Source organism: Mycetocola sp. CAN_C7 (assembly GCF_015752285.1).
Taxonomy (GTDB): Bacteria; Actinomycetota; Actinomycetes; order Actinomycetales; family Microbacteriaceae; genus Mycetocola_A.
The window spans coordinates 410,197-433,760 of the sequence record NZ_JADOUY010000004.1 but is presented as its reverse complement, the minus strand read 5'-3'; the positions used below and the strand labels follow the sequence as shown (position 1 = coordinate 433,760).

25 protein-coding genes are annotated in these 23,564 nt (G+C 66.1%); 11 read left to right on the top strand and 14 right to left on the bottom strand.

Going from position 1 to position 23,564, the window contains the following annotated elements; translation table 11 throughout:
- Positions 1-30: 30 nt before the first annotated feature.
- A complete protein-coding gene (gene ligD / locus IWX78_RS11455; RefSeq protein ID WP_196833648.1) occupies positions 31-1,257 on the top strand; it encodes a non-homologous end-joining DNA ligase in 1,227 nt (408 codons plus the stop codon).
- On the opposite strand, the gene IWX78_RS11450 is transcribed toward ligD, so the two are convergent.
- Positions 1,254-1,595, bottom strand: a complete 342-nt coding sequence (locus tag IWX78_RS11450; protein ID WP_196833647.1) for a hypothetical protein — start codon at positions 1,593-1,595, stop codon at positions 1,254-1,256. The two genes, ligD and IWX78_RS11450, sit on opposite strands and share 4 nt — an antisense overlap.
- Before the next feature lie 395 nt (positions 1,596-1,990).
- Between IWX78_RS11450 and IWX78_RS11445 the strand changes: the two genes are divergently transcribed.
- The 3 genes from IWX78_RS11445 (at position 1,991) to IWX78_RS11435 (ending at position 3,925) form a co-directional block, all read left to right on the top strand.
- Positions 1,991-2,764: a hypothetical protein gene (locus IWX78_RS11445; protein WP_196833646.1), complete on the top strand. Its 774-nt coding sequence runs from the start codon at positions 1,991-1,993 to the stop codon at positions 2,762-2,764.
- A gap of 76 nt (positions 2,765-2,840) precedes the next feature.
- A complete protein-coding gene (arr, locus tag IWX78_RS11440; protein WP_196833645.1) occupies positions 2,841-3,269 on the top strand; it encodes an NAD(+)--rifampin ADP-ribosyltransferase in 429 nt (142 codons plus the stop codon).
- A gap of 29 nt (positions 3,270-3,298) precedes the next feature.
- Positions 3,299-3,925, top strand: a complete 627-nt coding sequence (locus tag IWX78_RS11435; protein ID WP_196833644.1) for a dihydrofolate reductase family protein — start codon at positions 3,299-3,301, stop codon at positions 3,923-3,925.
- Between the two features lie 149 nt (positions 3,926-4,074).
- Here the strand turns inward: IWX78_RS11435 and IWX78_RS11430 are convergent, their stop codons facing one another.
- From IWX78_RS11430 to IWX78_RS11410, 5 genes are read right to left on the bottom strand one after another with little or no spacing between them, the layout of a single operon-like run.
- A complete protein-coding gene (locus IWX78_RS11430) occupies positions 4,075-4,620 on the bottom strand; it encodes a pyridoxamine 5'-phosphate oxidase family protein (RefSeq protein ID WP_196833643.1) in 546 nt (181 codons plus the stop codon).
- A gap of 60 nt (positions 4,621-4,680) precedes the next feature.
- On the bottom strand, positions 4,681-5,016 hold the full coding sequence (locus IWX78_RS11425) for a hypothetical protein (RefSeq protein WP_196833642.1): 336 nt from the start codon (positions 5,014-5,016) through the stop codon (positions 4,681-4,683).
- A gap of 37 nt (positions 5,017-5,053) precedes the next feature.
- Positions 5,054-6,127 (bottom strand): redox-regulated ATPase YchF, encoded by a 1,074-nt coding sequence (ychF, locus tag IWX78_RS11420; RefSeq protein ID WP_196833641.1) that lies wholly within the window; start codon positions 6,125-6,127, stop codon positions 5,054-5,056.
- 6 nt (positions 6,128-6,133) lie between these two features.
- The gene (locus IWX78_RS11415; RefSeq protein WP_196833640.1) at positions 6,134-6,895 is read right to left on the bottom strand and encodes a class I SAM-dependent methyltransferase; all 762 of its coding nucleotides are present in this window, start codon (positions 6,893-6,895) and stop codon (positions 6,134-6,136) included.
- A gap of 24 nt (positions 6,896-6,919) precedes the next feature.
- Positions 6,920-7,852 carry a DMT family transporter gene (locus tag IWX78_RS11410; RefSeq protein ID WP_196833639.1) on the bottom strand — a complete coding sequence of 311 codons (933 nt, stop codon included), beginning with the start codon at positions 7,850-7,852 and terminating at the stop codon, positions 6,920-6,922.
- Between the two features lie 276 nt (positions 7,853-8,128).
- On the opposite strand from IWX78_RS11410, the gene rmuC reads away from it, so the two are divergent.
- Positions 8,129-9,535 carry a DNA recombination protein RmuC gene (gene rmuC / locus IWX78_RS11405; RefSeq protein WP_196833638.1) on the top strand — a complete coding sequence of 469 codons (1,407 nt, stop codon included), beginning with the start codon at positions 8,129-8,131 and terminating at the stop codon, positions 9,533-9,535.
- 156 nt (positions 9,536-9,691) lie between these two features.
- Here the strand turns inward: rmuC and glpX are convergent, their stop codons facing one another.
- On the bottom strand, positions 9,692-10,675 hold the full coding sequence (gene glpX, locus IWX78_RS11400) for a class II fructose-bisphosphatase (RefSeq protein WP_334684696.1): 984 nt from the start codon (positions 10,673-10,675) through the stop codon (positions 9,692-9,694).
- A gap of 379 nt (positions 10,676-11,054) precedes the next feature.
- Entirely contained in the window at positions 11,055-12,014 is a 960-nt protein-coding gene (locus tag IWX78_RS11395) for a fructose-bisphosphatase class II family protein (RefSeq protein WP_196833636.1), read from the bottom strand.
- Positions 12,015-12,106: 92 nt separating this feature from the next.
- Here IWX78_RS11395 and fbaA point away from each other — a divergent pair, with 92 nt between their 5' ends.
- The gene (gene fbaA, locus IWX78_RS11390; RefSeq protein ID WP_196833635.1) at positions 12,107-13,132 is read left to right on the top strand and encodes a class II fructose-bisphosphate aldolase; all 1,026 of its coding nucleotides are present in this window, start codon (positions 12,107-12,109) and stop codon (positions 13,130-13,132) included.
- 69 nt (positions 13,133-13,201) lie between these two features.
- On the opposite strand, the gene IWX78_RS11385 is transcribed toward fbaA, so the two are convergent.
- Positions 13,202-13,732, bottom strand: coding sequence for a DUF6264 family protein (locus IWX78_RS11385; protein ID WP_196833634.1), 531 nt, complete (start codon positions 13,730-13,732; stop codon positions 13,202-13,204).
- On the bottom strand, positions 13,729-14,763 hold the full coding sequence (locus IWX78_RS11380; RefSeq protein ID WP_196833746.1) for a 4-hydroxy-3-methylbut-2-enyl diphosphate reductase: 1,035 nt from the start codon (positions 14,761-14,763) through the stop codon (positions 13,729-13,731). Before IWX78_RS11380 ends, IWX78_RS11385 begins: the two co-directional genes overlap by 4 nt.
- 61 nt (positions 14,764-14,824) lie before the next feature.
- Between IWX78_RS11380 and xseA the strand changes: the two genes are divergently transcribed.
- The 5 genes from xseA to IWX78_RS11355 are packed head-to-tail and all read left to right on the top strand — an operon-like array spanning position 14,825 to position 19,060.
- Positions 14,825-16,087, top strand: a complete 1,263-nt coding sequence (gene xseA / locus IWX78_RS11375) for an exodeoxyribonuclease VII large subunit (RefSeq protein ID WP_442929249.1) — start codon at positions 14,825-14,827, stop codon at positions 16,085-16,087.
- Positions 16,088-16,096: 9 nt separating this feature from the next.
- Entirely contained in the window at positions 16,097-16,330 is a 234-nt protein-coding gene (locus IWX78_RS11370) for an exodeoxyribonuclease VII small subunit (RefSeq protein ID WP_196833633.1), read from the top strand.
- Complete coding sequence (locus IWX78_RS11365; protein WP_196833632.1) at positions 16,327-16,980, top strand: DUF4245 domain-containing protein; 654 nt, start codon at positions 16,327-16,329, stop codon at positions 16,978-16,980. The genes IWX78_RS11370 and IWX78_RS11365 overlap by 4 nt, the downstream gene beginning before the upstream one ends.
- Positions 16,980-17,630, top strand: a complete 651-nt coding sequence (locus IWX78_RS11360) for a carbonic anhydrase (RefSeq protein WP_196833631.1) — start codon at positions 16,980-16,982, stop codon at positions 17,628-17,630. The genes IWX78_RS11365 and IWX78_RS11360 overlap by 1 nt, the downstream gene beginning before the upstream one ends.
- 32 nt (positions 17,631-17,662) lie before the next feature.
- Positions 17,663-19,060 carry a class II fumarate hydratase gene (locus IWX78_RS11355; protein ID WP_196833630.1) on the top strand — a complete coding sequence of 466 codons (1,398 nt, stop codon included), beginning with the start codon at positions 17,663-17,665 and terminating at the stop codon, positions 19,058-19,060.
- A 193-nt stretch (positions 19,061-19,253) separates the two neighbouring features.
- Here the strand turns inward: IWX78_RS11355 and IWX78_RS11350 are convergent, their stop codons facing one another.
- The 4 genes from IWX78_RS11350 to IWX78_RS11335 all read right to left on the bottom strand — a co-directional run bounded on the left by IWX78_RS11350 (position 19,254) and on the right by IWX78_RS11335 (position 23,559).
- Positions 19,254-20,237 carry an aldo/keto reductase gene (locus IWX78_RS11350; RefSeq protein ID WP_196833629.1) on the bottom strand — a complete coding sequence of 328 codons (984 nt, stop codon included), beginning with the start codon at positions 20,235-20,237 and terminating at the stop codon, positions 19,254-19,256.
- Positions 20,238-20,247: 10 nt separating this feature from the next.
- On the bottom strand, positions 20,248-20,817 hold the full coding sequence (locus IWX78_RS11345) for a prepilin peptidase (protein ID WP_196833628.1): 570 nt from the start codon (positions 20,815-20,817) through the stop codon (positions 20,248-20,250).
- Between the two features lie 60 nt (positions 20,818-20,877).
- A complete protein-coding gene (locus tag IWX78_RS11340) occupies positions 20,878-22,248 on the bottom strand; it encodes a PhoH family protein (RefSeq protein ID WP_196833627.1) in 1,371 nt (456 codons plus the stop codon).
- Positions 22,249-22,437: 189 nt separating this feature from the next.
- Positions 22,438-23,559 (bottom strand): aminotransferase class V-fold PLP-dependent enzyme, encoded by a 1,122-nt coding sequence (locus tag IWX78_RS11335; RefSeq protein WP_196833626.1) that lies wholly within the window; start codon positions 23,557-23,559, stop codon positions 22,438-22,440.
- Positions 23,560-23,564 lie beyond the last annotated feature (5 nt).

Genomic DNA, 23,564 nt, shown 5'->3' with positions numbered 1-23,564 from the left:
CGCTCCCCCACCCAGGTCTAGGGTGAGCCCGTGAGCCCAACGAAGAGCCCCGCACACATGCTCGAGATCGATGGCCGCGAGGTGTCGATCTCCAATCCAGGAAAGCTGGTGTTCCCCGAGCCCGGAATCACCAAACTCGATCTCGTTGAGTATTACCTCGCGGTCGCCGATGGCGCCCTGCGCGGCGTCGATGGACGGCCGATGGTTCTCAAGCGCTTCGTGAAGGGGATCGACCAGGAAGCATTCTTCCAGAAGCGCGCACCCGAGAAGCGACCCGAGTGGATCGATACCGCCACGCTCCTGTACGCCTCGGGCAGCTCGGCCGAAGAAGTGGTGGTGCGGGATGCCGCTTCCCTCGCGTGGGTAGTGAACCTCGGCTGCATCGACCTCAACCCGCATCCGGTGCGCGCCGAAGACCTCGACCACCCCGACGAGCTGCGGGTGGACCTCGACCCGATGCCAGGCGTCGACTGGCGTCAGATCGTCGACGTCGCGATGATCGCCCGGGAGGTACTCACCGACCATGGACTGGTGGGCTGGCCGAAGACATCCGGTTCCCGCGGCATCCACATCTACGCACGGATCGAACCGCGCTGGAACTTTCGCCAGGTGCGGCTCGCCGCTGAAACCCTGGCTCGCGAGGTCGAGCGGCGCGCTCCGGGGCTGGCGACTGCGCGGTGGTGGAAGGAAGAGCGCGGCGAAAGCGTCTTCGTCGACTTCAACCAGAACGCCAAGGATCGCACCGTCGCGTCTGCGTACTCGGTTCGCGCGACGACCGATGCCCGTGTGTCGACTCCGCTCGACTGGGATGAGGTGCCCGGATGCCGTCCGGAGGGGTTCAGCGTGCACACGGTGCTGCGACGATTCGCGGAGCGCGGAGATCCGGCGCACGGAATCGACGATGCTGTCGGGAGCCTCGATTCGCTCCTCGAGCTCGCCGAAGAGATGGGGCCGGCCGAGAAAGCCCCGAAATCGTCCGACGGGTCAGGGCGACGGATGTCGACGATGCCGCTGATCGAGATCGCTCGGGCCAGGACCAGGACGGAAGCCCTCGCGGGACTGGATCGCTGGAGGGTGAGGCATCCGCGGGTTGCCGAGCAACTCGAGCCGGCCGATGTGCTCGTCGACGGGATGCGGGGATCGAGCTCCCTCTGGTACCGGATTCGGGTGAACCTGCAGCATGTTCCCGACGGCGAGCGGCCGGCACAGGCGGAACTCGAGGTCGATTACGACCCGTGGGCCGGAAAGAACTTCTAGGCGTCCTGCGGATCCGAACGCGGGTCCCGTCCATCCAGTCCCACCGGCAATCCATCGACCTGCGACAGAATGAGGTCGCGATCTCCGAGCGCCACGCCCGAGTGATGAGCGATGTACCCGCGGATCTCGTCAGTGACGTCGCCTCGTGATGCGGCGACGACGGCGGTGTTCGCCTGGTCCCGCAGGGTGCGGTAGAGGATCTTGAGCTGCATTTCGCGATCACTCCGGGCGGGGTGATCGAAGATCTCTCCCCTCTGGACCGTGCTCTCGCTGAGGTGCCAGGGGCCGTACACGACCGCGGCGCCGAAAGCGGCCTGCAGTGCCAGGTCGCCCTCCAACGGCGTGTCGTAGTACGCGCGAATCTCACGCGCGAGGTAGTTTCCAGCACCGGTTCTCGGTTGCGCCTGCCGTTCGTTTGCACGTTCTCGAGCTGCCCCGCTAGACACCGATCGACAACGGCGGGAGGATTTTTCCTGGAGCTTCTGTCGAGGAGGACTCGTGGGGCAGGCTCGAATGCACTCACAGCGCACACAGGAAAGGGACCGGCTGCGTGCGCTTCTCGTGTGTGCCCTCGGAGTCGCCGTCTTGGCGGGTATCGGCGTCTGGAACCTGTCACGACCCGTTGATTCCGCGGACGAACAACGGGCAGATCAGGTCTCGGTCTTCACTCTCGTTTCGACAGGGATTGTGTATGTCGATCCGGCGTCGTCCGAGATCGTCTGGAAGAACTCTGATGGGGGAGAAGAAAATCATCGGCGCAGACCCCTGGAACGATCCCCGCACAGCGCGTCCCAGCGAGTCGACCGGATTCCCGGCCTGGCGAGACAACCGTGACATCGTGGGCAATCCCGAGTATGACCTCGTGTCCTGGGTGGAGACCACCGACGATGACACCCGTGGTGCCCTCGTCGTCGTGGAAGCGAGCACGGGAGATGTGCTGGCACGCACATCTCTGGATGTTCCAGCCGGCGATGTCGTCGTGCTCGCATCCGTCGACGACGGGATGGTCTTCTTCGCCACACCCGATCCGACCACGGGCTTCCCGGATGTTCCTGGCGCGGATATCGGATTCTGGGCGTGGTCGACGGATACCCCTCCCACCACTCAGGAGCCCGGCCGCTACTACAACGACGTCAGCGGTGGAATCTGGGCGGTGTACGGCAACGGGGTGGAGTTCGACGACGAAACAGGGCGGACGATGACGACCTTCCCGTTTTTCGATGACAAACCCACCGACTTCGGCAACGCGCTCAGCCCGGACGGCAGGTACTGGTACGGAGCCGAAACCTCCGAAATCGTCGAAACGGCGACGGGCAACGCCGTGCAGATCGCCGCGGCGCGCGAACGAGGTTATGCGTGGACGGCGACCAACGAGCTGACGTTGTCTGGTCCGACGATGGTGTGTTCTGCGGTGACGGGTCAGTGCAGGGGGCCGGCCGGCATCCAGCCGAACCACCTCTGCGCACCGTACGGCATTGACTGCGGCGCCAACCTTCCGGTGTACTAGCCAGACGAGAGTCGGGCGGGACGGATGCCACTACCACCAGCCACGCCGGGTCGAACCGATACGTCTGGGAGCGGGTATGGCGAACGAACCTCAACCATTCGAGGTCCACGAGTCGGGGGCGCTCTTTCATGGGACGAAAGCGGACCTGGCCGTGGGCGATCTGCTCGTTCCCGGCCATTCCTCGAACTTCGGAGGAGGACGCACTTCCAACCACCTCTATCTGACGGCGACGCTGGATGCTGCCGCGTGGGGCGCCGAACTGGCCGTGGGAACCGGTCGTCAGCGAATCTATATCGTGGAGCCGACGGGCACGATCGAGGACGACCCCAATGTGACCGACAAGAAGTTTCCCGGCAACCCGACCCGGTCATACCGCACCCGCCAACCAGTGCGCGTTGTCGGTGAACTGGTCGAGTGGGTCGGACACTCTGCAGAGCAGTTGCAGGCCATGCGAGTCGGCCTCGCCGACCTCGAACGCCGCGGGCTTGCCGTCATCGACGATTGAGCGGTCGTCACCGCACCGAAGGAGGCTTCATGTCTGGCCGCATCCACATCGACCACTTCACCACCCTCGACGGGGTCGCCCAGGCTCCCGGCGGTCCGGACGAGGACCCGGACGGCGGATTCGCCTTCGGCGGCTGGCAGGCTCCGCTGATCGATGCGACAGACGGCGCTCAGGTGTCGAGGGGGATTCAAGCGATGGATGCTCTGCTGCTGGGCCGCCGCACCTACGACATCTTCGCTTCTTACTGGCCACACCAGCTCGACGGGCCGGATGGCGACATCGCCCGCACATTCGATTCGATCCCCAAGTACGTCGTGTCTCGGGGCAACCCGGAACTGCCCTGGCGCGATTCACACCTGCTCGGCAGCGACCTTGCCGCGGAACTGGCGACGCTGCGCGAGCGGCACAGGGAGATCCACGTGGTCGGGAGCATCGACTTCGCCAGGACGCTCATCGCCGAAGGCCTGTTCGACCAGCTGAACCTCTGGGTGTACCCGATCGTGGTCGGCCGCGGAAAGCGACTGTTCCCTGATGACGGACCGCCCACAGCGCTCAGACTCATCGCTGCAGAACCTGCCTCGGCGAAGGGGACCGTCCTGCTGCGGTACGGCCCGACGGGGTCGGTCCCGTTCACGGGTGACATGACGGCTGGCTGACCTCACCGGGAGGGCGCAGAAGCACGATGCGATCTGGGATCCGACCCTGACCTCAGCACCTCGACGACGGCCTGGCTTCTCACGGTTCGACAGCGCCACCGGCGATCTCGGACCGTCGGCGAACCCGGCGTGGATGACGAGACCCGAGTCTATGCAGTGAGCCCGGGGAGACCGTCGATGCTCCGCGTGTTCTTTTGGGCCCGGTACGCCGTCATGCCCGCCGCGCCCTTCTTCTCCGCGTGAAGCCGGATGAGATCACGCTCACCGGTCATCTCCATGACGGGTACACCCCAACCGCAGGAGTCACTGATCCTGGTCACATCGACCGTGATGACGGCGCGGGTGCTCGGGTTGTCAGGGTGGAGCGCCACAACCTCGTCGAAGTCCGCGTCGCCTGGCAGGGAAACCGTTCCCCGACCGTGCAACCGTACTATTCGGGGGCGGCTGTCGAACGACGCGAACATCAGGCACACTCGACCGTTCTCACGGAGATGGGCGATCGTCTCGACGCCACTGCCCGTGTAGTCGACCCACCCCACCCGATTGGGACCCAGGACCGAGAACGAGTCGTGCCCGCGTGGAGACATATTGACGTGTCCATCGGCAGCGAGAGGGGCGGTCCCGACGAACCACAACGGCTGCGCCTCGATCCACGCCTTCAACGTGTCATCAATGGAGTCGAAGAGTTTGCCCATGACTCCCAGACTAGCCATGACTCACGGACCAGATCGTCGGCGACGATCGGTGCGTTCCGCTCAGCCCTCGACCCACAGCCAGAGGTCCGGGTTGCGCTGGGGCGGCGTCCACCGACCGGCCTCGCCGAGCTCGGTCTCGAGGTCGAGCAGTTCCGCCTGGTCCTCGTCGATCTGCCACGCCTGCACCTCGATCCGCTCGCCCGGATCTGGTGCACGCCACGGCTCGATGCGGCCGACGCGGAGCCGCACCATCACCTCGAGTGGTCCACCTTTTGCGCCGGCGGGAACCCGCAGCCGTGCGAACTCGCACTCGAGTTCGACGCCGTCGCGGACGTCGACGAACACAACGGTGCGCGGACGATCCCAACCGTAGTGTTCACCACTGCCGAGTTTCATGCGATGTGCCTGCGGATCGTTGTCACCGGCTCAGCGATCAGACGTTGAACCGGAACTCGACCACGTCGCCATCGGTCATCACGTAGTCCTTGCCCTCCATCCGGGCCTTCCCCTTCGCGCGTGCCTCTGCGACCGAACCCGTCTCGACGAGGTCGTCATAGGAGATGACCTCGGCCTTGATGAAGCCACGCTCGAAGTCGGTGTGGATCACGCCGGCGGCCTGCGGCGCCTTCGCACCCTTGGGGATGGTCCAGGCGCGCGTCTCCTTCGGACCTGCCGTGAGGTAGGTCTGCAGGCCGAGGGTGTCGAAGCCGATGCGGGCAAGCTGGTCGAGGCCGGACTCGGTCTGGCCCGTGGACTCGAGCAGCTCGGCAGCGTCGTCGGCGTCGAGGTCGATGAGCTCGGACTCGAGCTTGGCGTCGAGGAAGATCGCCTTCGCCGGGGCAACGAGCGCAGCGAGTTCGGCGAGCTTCGCGTCGTCCTGCAGCACGGCCTCGTCGATGTTGAAGACGTAGATGAACGGCTTCGAGGTGAGGAGCCCGAGTTCCTTGATCGGTTCGAGGTCGAGCCCCGAGCTCGACAGCGGCTTACCCGAGTCGAGGCAGGCCTTCGCCGCCTCGGCCGCCGTGAGAACGCTCGGGTCGAGCTTCTTGCCACGAACCTCCTTCTCGAAACGCGACTGCGCTTTCTCGAGGGTTTCCAGGTCGGCGAGGATCAGCTCGGTGTTGATGGTCTCCATGTCACCCGCCGGGTTCACGGCGCCGTCGACGTGCACGACGTCTTCATCAGCGAATCCGCGAATGACCTGCGCGATGGCATCCGCTTCTCGGATGTTGGCGAGGAACTTGTTGCCGAGCCCCTCCCCCTCGCTGGCGCCACGCACGATGCCGGCGATGTCGACGAACGACACGGCGGCGGGCAGAATGCGCTCGCTGCTGAAGATTTTCGCGAGCACTGGGAGCCGGGCGTCGGGCAGGTTCACGACACCCACGTTCGGCTCGATCGTGGCAAACGGGTAGTTTGCCGCGAGCACCTGGTTCTTGGTGAGCGCGTTGAACAGGGTTGACTTGCCGACGTTAGGAAGACCGACGATACCGATAGTTAGAGCCACGAGCGTCTATCGTACCGGGCGATCCGCTCCGAGCCGCGCTCGGAAGCATTCGGTGACGTACGGCAACTCGATCGTCACGCGCCCGGCCAGGTCGGGGTGGCTGTCGAGCAGATCCTGTACCGCGGCGAGAGTCGCATCCTGCTCACCGGCCGTCCTGACCAGAAAATAGCTCCGCGAGCGCACGAGATCCAGCACCGCGGCAGGAGCGAGCGGCTGCAGCCATCGTGTCGTCGATGATTCCAGCGGTGTGAACGGCGACCCGACCGGCGGCGCATCGTCTGCCATCTCGTAGTGCGCCGTTCCCCCCATGATCTCGCCGAGCTGGGCGACCCAGTCGACGCTCTCATCGCGGGTGTTCCAGACCAGGCCGAGAGTTCCACCGGGACGGAGCACCCGCGCCACCTCGGGGACCGCGCGTGCGGCATCCACCCAGTGCCAGGCCTGTGCGACGGTGACGGCGTCCACGCTGGCGTCCGGGAGCGGGATGCTCTCAGCCGTTCCGACATGCACCTCGACGTCAGGGGCGGATGCCGTCAGCCGCGCGAGCATGTCGGCAGACGGATCGACGGCGATCACCTCGCGACCGCTCCGCGCGAGCAGGGTGGTCAGCTTGCCGGTGCCAGCGCCGAGATCGAGGACGGTGCGCGCGTCCGACGGAACGAGCCAGTCGACGGCATCCTGTGGATAGCCGGGACGGGACGCGGCATAGACATCAGCTGCCTGGCCGAACGACCGGGCGTGCTGTTCCAGCCGGCTCCGGTCACGCATCCGTCCTCCTCCGTCGCCGCCAGCCTAACGAACGGCGCTGCGCCCGGCCGTGTCGATGAGGTCCGCCGACCGCGCAGGACGACTCGTCAACCACACCCCGGCGATCACGAGTGCACCGCCGATGAGCTGCACGAGCGTGATCGGCGAACCCATCGCCAGCGCCAGCAGGGCCGTGAACACCGGCATGAGGTTGAGATAGACACCGGCCCGTGCCGCGCCGATCTTCTTCACCGAGATATTCCACAGCATGAGGCTGAGCACAGACGGGAACACACAGATGTAGGCGACACCCCACCAGCCGGCGCTGTCGAGCGTCATCGGACCTCCGATGCTGAGACTGACCGGGGCGAGAAGCACGGCGGCCATGACGGCCTGCACGGCTGCGGATGCCACTGGCGGGGTCTGCAGGCTCCGACCGATCACGGTGTACGCAGTCCACACCGCGACGGCCCCGAGCATGAAGAGTCCGCCGACGTTGTAATCGGTGGTGAAGACCTGCAGGAGCTGGCCGTCGGTGAGTATGAGCAGCACCCCGAGCAGGGAGATGGCGAGGCCGGTACTCGCGGCAGGGCGCATCCGTTGCCTGATCACGAGTGCAGCGACGACGGCGATGAGGGCGGGGTTGGTCGCACCGACGAGGGCCGCATTGAGCGCCGTCGTGTGGGTCAGCGCCTCGTAGCTGAAGAGGCAGAACGCGATGAGGCCCAGGCAGGCCTGGAGCAGGTGCATCGGCCACTCGCGGAGAGCGGCGCGCCAGTCCGGCCGGTCGATGAGCATCGCGAGTGCGATGAGGAGCGGAGCCGCAACGGCCCAGCGGATCGACGTGAGCTGCAGCGGGCTGATCCGACCGGCCACGAGATGCCCGACCACGTAGTTGCCCGCCCAGAACAGGTTGGCAAGGACGAGAAAGAGATACACCCGCCACGACACCATTCCTTCAGCGTATCGACGGCTCATGCCGGCGCGGGAATGCGGATGCTCGCCCCGAGCGTATCGGGGCCGCGCTGAGCGTGCCCCGCCGCTTCGAGAGACGCGAACTGCTGTCATCTGCCGGTTTGACGACGTTTTGCGTCTCTCGAACGCGCCTCCGCGCCCGTCTCCACCCCGCTCGAGGGCCAGCGAGGGGATCGAGGTCGCGGCCGCGGCCGGCCGCAGCGGCTACCCGATCACCCGGGTTCGTGGCCAGCGCTGCGCCTCCGCACCCGTGTCGGCGGTCGGTGCGACACTGACGGCATGGACCCTCTCGCGACCCTCGTTCTCGGAGTGGTGCTCGGCGCGCTCGTCGGCGCCCTGGCCACCGTCGTTCTTCTGCGTCGGCGACCGACCACCGGCTCGGACCCCGCCATCGTCGACGCCCGGCACGATTCTGAGCTGGCACGCCTGCGGGCGAGCGAGGCAGAGCGACATGCTCAGCTCGCCGAGCTTCTCGCCCGGGCCGAAACCCGCGCAGACGCACTGCAGGACCGCATCGACGCGCAACGCGACCAGTACCAGGATCTCGTCGAGCGCCACCGCCGCGAGCGCGACGACGAGGCGGAGCGCGCCCGTTCTGAGAGTCGCGTGTTGCAGGCCCTCGCCCCGGTGCGCGACAGCCTGCAGGAGATGCAGCACAAGGTGACCGAGCTGGAGTCGCAGCGCAGCCGCCAGCACGGCGAGCTCGCACAGCAGTTGCGCAGCGCGACCGACGCTGAGGAGCGCCTCCGTTCGACAGCCGAGTCGCTCGCGGCTGCGCTGAACAACAACTCGACCAGGGGCGTCTGGGGTGAAACCCAGCTCCGCAGCGTGGTCGAAGCGGCCGGACTCCTCGAGCGGGTCGACTTCGACGTGCAGTCCAGCGTCACGAGCGACAGCGGAGCAGGCCGCCCCGACATGGTCGTCTACCTGCCCGGTGGCAAGAGCATCGCCGTCGACGCCAAGGTTCCGTTCAGTTCGTACATCGAGGCCAGCGCGATCCCGCTCACGGCATCCGAACCCGAACTGGCACGCCGCGCACTCCTGATGAAAGCGCACGTCAAAGCGGTGCGCGACCACATCGTCACACTCGGCAGCAAAACCTACTGGGACGGTCTCGATGCGAGCCCCGAGATGGTGATCGCGTTCATCCCGAGCGAGTCACTGGTATCGAGCGCCCTCGACGCCGACCCGACGATCATGGAGTTCGCGTTCAGCAAGCGGGTGGCGCTCTCCTCCCCCGTCACCCTGTGGTCCGTGCTCAAGACGGTGGCGTTCAGCTGGCAGCAGGATGTCGTCTCGCAAGAAGCGAAGACGCTGTTCGACCTCAGCCGCGAACTCTACGGCCGGCTGTCGACCATGGCCGGGCACATCGACAAGCTCGGGCGCTCGGTGAAGACCACAGTGACCGACTACAACCGGTTCGTCGGCTCGCTCGAGCGCCAGGTGCTGCCGTCGGCGCGCAAGCTCAACGTGCTCGACGAGTCGAAGACGATCCCGGCGCTCACACCCCTCGACGACACCGCGCGCGACCTCGCGGCGGTCGAGTTGGTCGCCGAGCTCGACGACGTTCAGCCCGGCGACGTTCAGCCCGGCACCGTTCAGCTCGGTACCGTTCAGCCCGGTACCGACGATGCGGCGCTCGACAGCAGAATCGCGCAGGAAATCCGCGACCGCGCCGGCAGCTGACTACGCCCAGCCCGCCACAGCACTGCGGATCCCCGAACTGCGGGGGCCTCCGGCGGGCGTTCGCTCGTTGCGAAGACGAAAAGGGTCGAAACTCGCAACGAGTTTCGACCCTTATTGTCGTTTCAGGCGTTGGATTCGTTCAGGCGTTGGATTCGTTCACAGCCACTTCTCGGCGAGGTGCTCAGCGACGATGCGCCGCATCGTGCCCGACTTCGATCGCAACACGACACTTTCGGTGCGAATCGTCGCACCCATCCGCCGCACGCCGTCGACGAGGCCGCCGTCGGTCACACCCGTAGCCACGAAGAAGGTGTTGTCGCTCGACACGAGTTCATTGGCTTCGTAGACGTAGTCCATCTTGAGCCCGGCGTCGATGCCACGCTGGCGTTCAAGGTCGTCTTTCGGCCACAACCGGCCCTGGATCAGTCCACCGAGCGCCTTCACGGCACACGCAGTGACGATGCCCTCGGGGCTGCCGCCGATTCCGACGCACATGTCGATCCGGGTCGAATCCCGCACCGCGTTGATACCACCCGCGACGTCCCCGTCGAGCATGAGACGCGTCCCTGCACCGGCCGCACGGATGTCGTCGATGAGCTGTGCATGCCGCGGCCGGTCGAGCACAGCGATGGTCATGTCGCCGACGTCCTTACCCTTCGCCTGCGCTAGTGCACGGATGTTCTCGCCGATCGGCTTACGGATATCCACGACGCCGATCCCCTCGGCTCCCGTGACGATCTTGTCCATGTAGAACACACTGGATGCGTCGAGCATCGTGCCGCGGTCCGAGACCGCGATCATCGACAGGGCGTTCTGCCTGCCGGCAGCGGTGAGGCTCGTTCCGTCGATCGGATCGACGGCGATGTCGCAGGCGGGGCCGCGGCCGTTGCCGACCCGCTCCCCGTTGTAGAGCATCGGCGCTTCGTCCTTCTCGCCCTCACCGATCACGACGACGCCGTCGAAGTTCACTGTTCCCAGAAAGGCACGCATGGCGTCGACAGCGGCACCGTCTGCGGCGAGCTTGTCGCCGCGCCCGATGTACGGAACGGCACGGATGGCTGCGGCTTCCGTCGCGCGCACCAGCTCGAGCGCCAGGTTGCGGTCGGGGTGAGCGAGAAGCGGTGAGTCTGAAGTGGTCACAATGGTCCTTAATCGAAAACGACGGCGTTGCGATGGCGGGCTCGCTGTGTACCCGCCCAGTTTATCCGCGCGACCCCGCCGCGGCCACGGCTCTGCACGCATGTGCGATCTGCAGTCGCAGTGACGCATGTGTGCTGCGCAGTCACGGCTATGGATGTGCGATCAGCAGCCACAGGGACGGATGTGCGCCAGTTACATCGGCAGCACTGGACAGGGGTGCTGCGTGCCAGTTTCACATTCAGGCGAATGCTGCAAGTTCAGGAAGAAGTCGCGACACGCCGCATGGGCGCGCTCCCACCACGGCGCGTCGCGAGAATCTCCTGAATTTACAGCTGGATATAGTCGCGGATGCCGGAGCGTCAGCACCCGCGGACCGCTCCTACCGCGCCGAGCGCGCGGACGTCCCGCGCACCGTGATGCCCGGGCCGGCGCTCCACGACGACGTCACGACCGTTGTGCCGTCGACCCGCACACCGGGGACCACCCGACCGGCCTCGAGCCGGCACTCGGTGATCGCGGTGAGGAAGAGCCAGGCATCCCCCGCGCAGAGGTCGGAGAGCACCAGCACCTGCGACGTGTCGAGCCCGGCCTGGCGCACCCGCTCCGCCTCCCGGCGACGTTGCGGCACGAGCCTGGCCTGCATCTGCCCGCCGAGCGCCCGCACGGCGGCAGCGGTGAGGATGCCCTCCGGCGCTCCCCCGATGCCGACGAGCAGATCGATGTCTGTCCTGCGTTGAGCCGCCCGCAGGCACCGTTCCACATCGCCGTCCGCGAACAGTTCGACGCGGGCCCCTGCGGCGGTGGCCGCAGCGGCGAAACCGGCGTTTCGTGGGCGGTCCTGCACCGCGACGACGAGGTCGGAGACCACGGACCCACGGGCATCCGCCAGCCGGACCAGGTTCGCCGCGAGCGGCGCCGCCAGGTCGAGCGACGCACCCGAGGCATCCGTCACCAGTTTCTCCATGTAGTGCGCAGGCCCGATGTCGAAAAGAGTGCCGCGTTCGGCCACGGCGAGGACGGCCATCGATCCCGGAAGGTTCTCGGCGGCGAGCCGGGTTCCGTCGACCGGGTCGACCGCGATGTCGACGGCAGTCCCGGCCCCTGAGCCGAATCGCTCGCCGACGTGGAGCATCGGCGCCTCATCCTTCTCACCCTCACCGACGAGAACGAGCCCATCGACGGCGATCCGGGCGAGGGCATCCCGCATGGCGACGACGGCCAGCCGGTCGACCCCGGTCTTGTCGCCTGACCCCACCAGATCGAGGGCCGCGACAGCCGCATCCCGGGTGGCACGGGCAAAGCCCTCGAGGATGTCAGGGGTCAGCGTGGAGAACGGCACCGCTCCATCCTGCCCTGTCCGGCAGGCACACGGCGCCAGAGGGCTGATCGCTACACTGATTGCGAAGACATCCATCTCGTCAAGGAGAAGCTATGCCCGTCGCAACCCCAGAGCAGTACGCAGAAATGCTTGACACCGCGAAGGCGAAAGGCTTCGCTTACCCCGCGTTCAACGTGTCGAGCTCTCAGACCATCAACTCCGTTCTGCAGGGTCTGACCGAAGCGGGCTCTGACGGCATCATCCAGGTCACAACGGGAGGTGCAGATTACTTCGCCGGGCACACCGTGAAGAACCGCGCAGCAGGAGCGATCGCCTTCGCGAAGTTCGCCACCGAGGTTGCCAAGAACTACCCGGTCACCGTTGCCCTGCACACCGACCACTGCCCGAAGGATGCCCTCGACGGCTTCGTGATGCCGCTCATCGCCGCCTCCGAAGAAGAGGTCAAGGCCGGTCGCAACCCGCTCTTCCAGTCGCACATGTGGGACGGTTCCGCTGTTCCCCTCGATGAGAACCTCGAGATCGCGACAGACATGATCAAGCGCACCCGCGCGATCAACGCCATCCTCGAGGTCGAGATCGGCGTCGTCGGCGGCGAGGAAGACGGTGTCAGCCACGACATCAACGAGCACCTCTACACGACCCTCGATGACGCTATCGCCACCGTTGAGGCCCTCGGCCTCGGCGACAACGGGCGCTACATGGCCGCTCTCACCTTTGGCAATGTGCACGGCGTGTACAAGCCGGGCAACGTCAAGCTCAAGCCGGAACTGCTCAAGGAGATCCAGGACGGGCTCGCCGCCAAGTACGGCACGGCCGCCAAGCCCCTCGACCTCGTCTTCCACGGCGGGTCCGGTTCGACCGACGCCGAGATCGCTGAGGCCGTCGCCAACGGTGTCATCAAGATGAACATCGACACCGACACCCAGTACGCGTACACGCGTGCCATCGCCGACTACATGCTGAAGAACTATGACAGCGTGCTCAAGGTCGACGGCGAGGTCGGCAACAAGAAGGTGTACGACCCCCGCGCCTGGGGCAAGGTCGCCGAGTCCGCGATGGCTGCACGCGTCGTCGAGTCGACCCGTCAGCTCGGTTCAGCAGGACACTCACGCGGCTAGGTCTTTTTCCGCGAAACGACGGATGCCCCGGCCGACTCGGCCGGGGCATCCGTCGTCTCGGTCAGGCAATCAGCTCGTGCGGTTCACGTATTCCATGAACGAGGGATCGCCGGCCATGGCGATCGCGACGCAGACGAACACGACCAGATTGGCGACCACTCCGAAGACCAGGGGGATCCACCAGGCCGCCTTGCCGCGCTTGAGGGCGCGGAGCGACAACCACAGGGCGAAGCCCCAGAGCGCGACTTCGAGAATGATCGCAGTCCAGCCCATCGTTGCCGCAAGCGACACTGCTGTGAAGTCGCCGACCCCGAGTTGCGAGAAGGCCGAATCGATCGCGGTGGGAAGGTCGGCGAGCGCCGACAGCGACACCAGGATCGTGACAAGGCCGATACCGAGCAGGAGGACGGTCGCGAAACGGTTGCCGCCAGGGGCGGCTTTCTGCTGCGGCGGCGTCTGCACGCTGATGTGGCTCGACGGAGAGACCTGCGATTCGACCGGCACCGATTCGGCGTCGTCGAGCGGAACCTTGATCGCTTTCTGCTGTTCCTCAGGCGTGGCGTATTCGCCGAACTGGGGGCGGGGGCGCTGGTCGCTCATGGTCGGCTCCTTCCGCCGAGCGCGCGGGAGTCCTTGGCGCCCTTCAGGTTGGTCCGAAGCTCCTTGGGCAGTGAGAACATCAGGTCCTCCTCGGCCGTCTTCACTTCCTGCACGTCGACGTAGCCTGCCGAAGCGAGGCTGTCGAGCACCTCGGATACGAGGACCTCGGGCACCGATGCTCCACTCGTCACCCCGACCGTCTCGGCCCCGTCGATCCATTCCTGCTGGATCTCGCTGGCGTAGTCGACGCGGTACGCCGTCTTCGCCCCATATTCGAGCGCGACCTCGACGAGGCGCACCGAATTCGAGGAGTTAGCCGATCCGACGACGATGACGACGTCGGCATCCTTCGCGACCTTCTTGATGGCGACCTGGCGGTTCTGGGTGGCATAGCAGATGTCGTCACTTGGGGGATCCTGCAGGTTGGGGAACCGCGCCCGCAGGCGTCGGACCGTCTCCATGGTCTCGTCGACGCTGAGTGTGGTCTGCGAGAGCCACACGACCTTGTCCGGGTCTTTCACCTGCACGGTGTCGGCCTCGTCCGGGCTGCCGACGAGTGTCGTGTGCTCGGGGGCTTCACCGGCCGTGCCCTCGACTTCTTCGTGTCCTTCGTGGCCGATCAGCAGAATCTCGAAGTCGTCGCGGGCGAAGCGCACGGCCTCCCGGTGCACCTTGGTGACAAGGGGGCAGGTCGCGTCGATGGCCTGGAGGCCGCGGTCGGAGGCAGCGTTCACCACGGCGGGTGACACTCCGTGTGCGCTGAAGACGATGTGTGATCCCTCGGGGACCTCGTCGACTTCCTCGACGAAGATGGCGCCCTGACTCTCGAGCTCAGACACCACATGGATGTTGTGAACGATCTGCTTGCGCACATAAACAGGAGCGCCGTAGTGTTCGAGCGCCTTCTCGACGGCGATGACGGCACGGTCCACGCCGGCGCAGTACCCGCGGGGCGCAGCGAGCAGCACCCGCTTATGTCCGACCACCGGGGTATCCTTGAGCCTCGAACGCACGCCGGGAATTCTCGGCATGGGCAGGCTGATTGTTACGTCACTCACGTCTCAATTCTAGGTGGCTCCCTCTGTGCACGCGCTGGACGAGACGGAAGAGAGCGAACGGATGCCTGACGCCCCCGCAACCGCAGAGAATCCGTGGCCGGTCGGCCTGCTCGGCGCGAAGATCCGTGATTACATCGACCGCCTCGGCACGGTGTGGGTCGAGGGCGAGATCACCCAGTGGGGTCTCTCAGCGGGCAACGTGTACGGCAAGCTGAAAGATCTCAATCACGACGTCACCGTCGGCTTCACGATCTGGTCGTCGGTGAAGGCACGCATCCCCGACGACCTGAAGCACGGAGACCACGTCGTCGCTCTCGTGAAGGCGAATTACTGGCTCAAGGGCGGCAGCCTCACTCTTCAGGTGCTGCAGATGAAGCATGTCGGTCTCGGCGACCTGCTCGAACGCCTCGAACGCCTGCGTACCCAGCTTGCCGGCGAGGGTCTCTTCGACGTCGCACGCAAAAAGCGTCTTCCGTTCCTTCCGCACTGCATCGGCCTTGTCACCGGCAAGGACTCGGATGCCGAGAAAGACGTTCTCCGCAACGCTCAACTGCGCTGGCCCGCCGTCACCTTCCGGGTGGTGCACGCCGCTGTGCAAGGCGACCGCACGGTACCGGAGGTCCTGTCGGCGCTGAAACGACTCGACGCCGACCCTGAGGTCGACGTCATCATCGTCGCCCGTGGTGGCGGCGACTTCCAGAACCTGCTCGGCTTCAGCGACGAACGCCTCGTTCGCGCGGTCGCCGTGTGCGAGACCCCGGTGGTCAGCGCGATCGGTCACGAAGCCGACCGGCCGCTCCTCGATGACGTCGCCGACCTCCGCGCCTCCACCCCGACGGATGCCGCGAAGCGCGTCGTTCCAGACGTCACCGAGGAACTCGCAAGGGTTCGGCAGGCGCATGCCCGCCTCGGAACGAGATTGGCATCGTACCTGTCGACCGAGACCGCGAAGATCGGTCAGATCCGGTCGCGGCCCGCACTGGCATCCGCAGACTGGATCGTCGACATCCGCGCCCAGGAACTCACCCGGTTCGTGTCGCGTGGGTCAGAACTCGTCGAACGTGCGCTCGACCACGCGGCACGAGAGACCGTCGACCTGCGCAATCACCTGCGCGCCCTGTCACCCCAGCGCACCCTTGACCGCGGCTACGCGATCGCGCAGTCGGCTGACGGGCACGTTCTCCGAGCGGCTGAGAACGCACCGGCAGGGACCCCGTTCACCCTCACTCTCGCCTCAGGCGACATCGACGCTCACTCCGATGGAGCCTCGGCTGACCCTGTCGTACACCGCGGTTAGGATTGGACCATGCCAGAAAACCCCGAGGTGGCCAGCCTCAGCTACGAAGACGCGCGCGACGAACTCGTCCGGGTCGTCTCCGAGCTCGAACAGGGTGCCCCGACGCTCGAGCAGTCGCTGGCCCTCTGGGAACGGGGCGAAGCACTCGCCCGCCGCTGCGAGGACTGGCTGATCGGTGCGAAAGCCCGGCTCGACGCCGCGCGCGCAGCCGCACAGCCGAGCGAGGCGCAGTCCACCGAATGAGCCCCCGTCGTCCACCCCGCGTCGTCGCCGAACTCGGCCGCCCCGAGACTCCCGAAGAGACCGCCGCACGCAAGGCCGAGAACTCCCGCAACTACCGTAACCGCAAGACGGTCAACAACCTCGTCTACTCGCTGCTCGTCTGTGTCGCCCTGGTCGCGATCATCGCCCTCGCCGTGCCGCGCTCGGACACGTCGCTGCTCGAGGAGGTCGACTACCGCGCCGTCGCCGCCGAAGCTCAGGCCGCATCGGACTTCCCCCTCGCCGACCCGGAGCTCCCGGGCAGCTGGAGTTCGAACCGCGCCGAGACCGACGTCTCCGGCGGGGTGTCGTCCTGGAACATCGGGCTGATCTCCCCCACCGACCAGTACCTCGGCATCACCCAGGGTTTCGACGCCAATGAGACCTGGCTGTCTCAGCAGCTCCGGCAGTCTGCGGCCTCCGCCACCGTCGTCGTCGACGGCATCGAGTGGACCGTGTACGACAATCGGGAACGCAACAACGTCGGCAACGTCGAATACGCGCTGACGACGCAAGCCGGAGCATCCACCTTCGTGCTGTTCGGCACGGCATCCGACGACGAGTTCCTCACCGTGGCAGCCGCCCTGGCCGATCAGGTGCGAGCCAATGACGACACAGCAGGAGGCGAATAATGCCGACACTCCGCCCCGGCAAAGCCTGGTCAGTGATGCAGCGCGGAAACGCGCGTTTCGTTGCCGGTGAACCGCAGCATCCGCGGCAAGACGTCGAGCGACGCGAGTCTCTCGCGCACAACCAGTCGCCGGATGTCGTGCTCTTCGGCTGCTCCGATTCACGACTGGCCGCCGAGATCATCTTCGACAAAGGCCTCGGAGACCTCTTCGTCGTGCGCAACGCCGGACAGGTCATCTCGGACTCGGTCGTCGGGTCGATCGAGTATGCGGTCGGCGTGCTCAACGTGCCGCTCATCGTCGTGCTCGGCCATGACGAATGCGGCGCTGTCCGTGCCGCTATCGATTCCCTCGCGCCGGATGCCGCCCCGCTGCCTCCGCACATCAACCGCTTGATCCAGCAGATCCGGCCCGCCGTCACCCGCGTGGCCACGGTGCGCGCCGTCGAACCGTGGACCGCTGACGCCTTCGAGGTCGGCCGTGAGCACCTCCGCGACACAGTCGCCGAACTGCTCGAACGCTCCGAAATGATCAGTGACGCCGTCGCAGCAGGAACACTCGGTATCGTCGGAGCGAACTACAAACTTCTCGAGGGCACGGCCGTGCCCGACGTCATCATCGGAAACATCAGTCCAACATCCGACGCAGAGTAGCGTCGCCCGGCAAGCCAAGGAGAGCACACACCGTGTCGAACACAACCGAGTACCGCATCGAGCACGACACCATGGGCGAGGTGAGGGTCCCGGCAGCAGCGCTGTACAGCGCTCAGACGCAGCGGGCCGTCGAGAACTTCCCCATCTCCGGTGCCGGACTCGAGTCGACACAGATCGCGGCCCTCGCCCGGATCAAGAAAGCCGCGGCCACCGCCAACGCCCGGCTGGGAGTGCTCGACCCGGCGATCGCCGAGGCCATCGGCGGTGCCGCAGACGACGTGATCTCTGGTCGGTACGACGACCAGTTCCCGATCGATGTGTACCAGACCGGTTCGGGCACCTCGTCGAACATGAACATGAACGAGGTTCTCGCGAGCCTCGCCGGAACCCGCCTCGGCTCGCCCGTGCACCCGAACGATCACGTGAACTGCTCGCAGTCCTCCAACGATGTGTTCCCCACCTCCGTGCACATCGCGGTGACCAGCGCCCTTATCGACGACCTCATTCCCTCACTCGACCACCTCGCCGTCGCACTCGAAGCGAAGGCCGAACTGTGGAAGACCGCCGTAAAGTCCGGCCGCACCCACTTGATGGATGCGACACCCGTCACGCTCGGCCAGGAGTTCGGTGGCTACGCCCGTCAGGTGCGCCTCGGCATCGAGCGCGTCCGCTCGGCACTCCCCCGGGTCGCTGAGGTTCCCCTGGGCGGAACCGCCGTCGGCACCGGCATCAACACTCCCGCCGGTTTTCCACAGCTCGTCATCGAGCTGCTTGTCGAAGACACCGAGCTGCCGATCACGGAGGCAGCCGACCACTTCGAGGCGCAGGCCAACCGTGACGGCCTCGTCGAGGCATCCGGTGCCCTGCGCACCATCGCCGTGAGCCTCACGAAAATCTGCAACGACCTGCGCTGGATGGGCTCAGGCCCGAACACCGGGCTCGGCGAGCTGCACATCCCTGATCTCCAGCCCGGCTCGTCGATCATGCCCGGCAAGGTGAATCCGGTGATTCCCGAGGCCGTACTCATGGTCGCGGCGCGCGTCATCGGCAACGACGCGACGATCGCGTGGGGCGGAGCATCCGGTTCGTTCGAGCTGAATGTGCAGATCCCGGTCATGGGCACAGCACTTCTCGAGTCGATCCGTCTGCTCTCGAACGCATCACGCGTGCTCGCCGACAAGACCGTCGACGGCCTCGAAGCCAACCTCGACCGTGCCGCAGCCCTCGCCGGGATGTCACCGTCGATCGTGACGCCGTTGAACAAGATCATCGGCTATGAGAAGGCCGCGAAGATCGCGAAGCACTCCGTCGCCGAGGGCATCACCGTCCGTGAGGCCGTGATCGACCTCGGCTTCGTCGAGCGTGGCGACATCACCGAGGAGCAGCTCGACAGCGCCCTCGACCTGCTGTCGATGACGCACCCGGGCTAGATCCTCAGACCACGAATCGCCCGGCAGGTCGTCGAGACCTGCCGGGCGATTCTGTGGTGCGGGCTTGCCGCGGCGGTGCTCAATGCTGCACTTGTGTGTCGATGCTGCAGTTGCAACTGCAGCATCGACAAGAAAGTGCAGCACGGCCGGCCTGTGCCGCTCGGCACACCGCGGGTTGCGGTGCGATGCGGTGTTACCAGCGGTTGTGCACCGCGCTCTTGATGTCGGCGTCGTAGATCGAGCGGACCGCCGCGAGGTACTCCTCGGGCAGCGGGCCAGCGTTGCCCGCCGCTGCGTTGGCTTCGGCCTGGGCGAGAGAACGGGCGCCGGGGATGACCGAAGACACACCGTCCTGCTGGCTCACCCAGGCAAGAGCCGCCTGCGCTGCCGTCAGGCCGGCCGGGGCGAACGACGCGAGCTCGGACGCGGCGCGCACGCCAGTAGCGAAGTCGACACCCGCGAAGGTCTCACCGACGTCGAATGCGCTGCCGTCGCGGTTGTAGGTGCGGTGGTCATCTGCGGCGAACTCGGTCGTCGGCGTGTATCGGTCGCTGAGCAGTCCGGACGCGAGCGGCACCCGGGCGATGATTCCCACGCCGGCGGCCTTCGCCGCGGGAAGGACCTGCTCGAGCGGCTTCAGCCGGAACGCGTTGAGGATGATCTGCACGCTGGCCGTGCCAGGACGGGCGATCGCGGCGAGGGCTTCGTCACAGGTTTCGACGCTGACACCGTAGTTGGCGATGACGCCGTCTGCGACGAGCGTGTCGAGGGCGTCATAGACCTCGTCTGAGGAGAACACCGGCGTGGGCGGGCAGTGCAGCTGAACGAGGTCAAGGCGGTCGACACCCAGGTTGGACCTGGACCGGTTCGTCCATTCGCGGAAGTTCGCGAGCGTGTAATTCTCCGGCTTCTGCTCGACGCGTCGGCCCATCTTCGTGCCGACGACGACGTCGGTGCCCGGGTTCGCGGCCAGGAATTTGCCGATGACCTGCTCGCTACGACCGTCACCGTAGACATCCGCCGTGTCGAAGAAGGTCACCCCGGCGTCGACGGCGGCGTCGAGTACACCGAGGGCGTCCGTTTCAGAGACGCTGCCCCAGTCGGAGCCGAGCTGCCAGGTACCGAGGCCGATGATCGAGACGGGGCGGCCTGTGCGGCCCAGTGTGCGTTGTTCCATGCTCTCCAGCCTATGGGGTGGGCGCGGCCAGAAGCGGAGAGAGTGCCAGCGTCACCCAGAACCCGGCCAGCAGGAACGGACCGAACGGGATCCGGCTGTTGCGGCCGCCGACACGCCTGGCGAGAACGATCAGTGCGCCGATTCCCCCGAACAGGAAAGCGAGAAGGATGCCGACGATCGACCAGACCGCGCCGATCGAACCGAGACAGAGGCCGAGCAGACCGGCGAGCTTCACGTCGCCCATCCCCATGCCTCCCGTCAGGTGGAGCACGAGGAAGAACACCAGCCAGGAGGCACAGGACACGAGAGCGGCGGCTGAGGGTTCCCCGGTGAGGATGCCTCCTGCCGCGATCCCGGCGACGGCGACCGGGTAGCACGGCAGCACGATCCGGTTGGGCAAGCGCAACTCGGCGACGTCGATGCGCACGAGGTCGACAGTTCCCACGGCGACGGCGAGCGGTCCGGCGAGAAGCGGACTCACTCCGACGGCGAGCACGGCAACGGCCGCCAGTGCGACGACAGCCGGGACCCGGCGGGCGGCAGCATCCCACTGCGGGCGTGTCGCCATCTCGAGAACCATGGCGACACGCTATCCGGGCTGAAGACCCCTGGCGGGTTATCCACAGCCCGGAGGCACGCGTCAGGCGAGTTCGTTGCCCTCCAGCAGCTCGGTGACGAGCGCGGCGATCGAGCTGCGCTCCGACCTCGTCAGCGTGATGTGGGCGAAGAGGTCGTGCCCCTTCAGCGTTTCGATCACCGAGGCGACCCCGTCGTGGCGGCCGACGCGCAGGTTGTCGCGCTGCGCCACGTCGTGGGTGAGGATCACCCGCGAGTTCTGACCGATCCTCGACAGCACCGTGAGCAGAACGTTGCGTTCGAGCGACTGGGCCTCATCGACGATGACGTACGCATCGTGGAGCGACCGACCACGGATGTGGGTCAGAGGCAGGACCTCGAGAATGCCCCGTTCGATCACCTCGTCGAGCACATTCTGTGACACCACCGAGCCGAGAGTGTCGAACACCGCCTGACCCCACGGGTTCATCTTGTCGCCCTGGTCGCCAGGCAGATAGCCGAGTTCCTGGCCGCCGACCGCGTAGAGCGGACGGAAGACCATGATCTTGCGGTGCTGCTGCCGTTCGAGAACAGCCTCGAGACCGGCGCAGAGGGCGAGCGCGGACTTCCCCGTCCCTGCTCGCCCTCCCAGCGACACGATTCCGACTTCCGGGTCGAGGAGCAGATCGATGGCGAGTCGTTGTTCAGCGCTCCTGCCGTGCAGACCGAACACGTCACGGTCGCCGCGCACCAGCTTGAACTCACGTTTGCCCGTCACCCGGCCGAGCGCGGATCCACGATCGGAGTGCACGACCAGACCGGTGTTCACCGGCATGTTCTCCACCGCCTTCGACAACCCGATCTCGGTCTCGTACAGGTCGCTCATCTCGTTGGCGGAGATGCTGATGTCTGCCATCCCCGTCCAGCCAGAGTCCACCGCCTGCTCGGCAAGGTACTCCTCCGCCATCAGCCCGATGGACGAGGCCTTGACCCTCAGCGGCAGATCCTTCGACACCACCGTCACGGCGAGGCCGTCGTTCGCGAGATTGAGCGCGACGGCGAGGATGCGGGAGTCGTTGTCGTTCAGCTGCAGCCCGCTGGGCAGAACCGACATGTTCGAGTGATTCAGTTCCACCCGGAGCGAACCACCGTCACCGACAGGAATCGGGAAATCAAGCCGTTCGTGCTCGATCCTCAGTCCGTCGAGAATGCGCAGCGCCTGCCGGGCGAAATACCCGATCTCAGGGTCGTGACGTTTGCCTTCGAGCTCGGAGATCACCACCACCGGAATCACGACGGAATGCTCGGCGAACCGGAACAGCGCCTTCGGGTCAGACAACAAAACCGAGGTATCCAATACATAGGTACGCTCGGTCTGATGAACGGATGTCGGCTGTGAGGTGCTGCTGTCCCTTTCTGTTTGTCGTGCTGTTGTTGGAGTTTTTGTCGCGGTCATTGCCACTCCCACCCCGGGCGGGTTCACGCCCGGATTCCTTCAGCGAGTGCGGCCAGATAGCGGTTTCGAGTCGAACTTATGTGGCCGTCTCGACCAGGCGCCGTGCCTGATACCTGAGACGCTACGACCAGCAGGCGTCGAAGTCACGACCCGACACGCCAGCGCAGGTTGCGAACAGGTAAATTCCTGTCAGTACGCGATCGCGGTGGAGAAAGAGACGAGCGAGTCGCGGAGCATCCCGATCGTTTCACTACTGGTACCGGCGTGCACGCTGAGCCTGACCTTGTTCTGCCGGAGAGTGGCAGACACACCGTGATTGTGCAGCGACGCCACGAGGAGAGAGATGTGCTCGTCGGGCGGATCGAGAAGGACGATGCCGGCACGTTCGTGCGGGGCGCGGGGCGACGCAACGGAAAGCGCGAACTCGTCGGCGAGATCGAGAACTTCACTGACCCTGTCGCTGACGACCGCCGAAATCTCGTCCACCCCGACAGCGGCGACCTCTTCGAGCGCTGCGGCCAGACGACCGTCGGCCGAGTAGTCACCGCCGGCAACACTGTATGCGCGTGCCAACCGCGACGGGGGCGGCACGGCATCCCACGGTTCGTCCTCGTCGGTGCCCGTGTATCCGCTCACGACCGGAACGAGATGCTCGAGCGCGTGGTCGCTGAGAGCAAGAAAACCGGTCCCGTAACCGGCGCGTACCCATTTGCGACCGCCGGATGCGACAACGTCGGCAACCTCGTACGGGGCGTCGACGACCCCGAAACCCTGAATCGCGTCGACGATGAGCAGACGGTCCCCAATGACCTGACGGATCCCGTCGAGGTCGGCCAGGTACCCGGTGCGGGTGTCGACCAGGCTGACGGCGACCGCGGTGATCGCGGGTGTGAGCTGCTCCTTGATGGTGTGCGGTGTGACACGACCGTGGTCCGTCTCGAGCCAGGTCGGAGTGAGCACCTGCAGGGCGTCGGCGGCTCGCCGGGCGGCGACGGTGAGACTCGGGAAGTCACCGGCAGACAGCAGGAGTCCCCCGGTGATGCCGAACATCGTGTGCATCAGGCCCATGCTCGTGTTCGGCTGGCTGACGATGTTGGCCGGGGCGAAACCGGTCAGCGCTGACACCGCGCTGCGCATCCGTCCGTCCTGGCTGCCGAGCAGGTCGGCCATCCCGAACCGCGCGCGGCCGAGAAGGTCGACCTGCCCTCGCACCTCATCCTGAACGACGGAGGACAGCGGCCCGACGCGGCCGTAGTCGAGGTACCCGGATTCTTCACCGAAGCCGCGAAGGAAAACGTCGATATCGGTCATCGCCC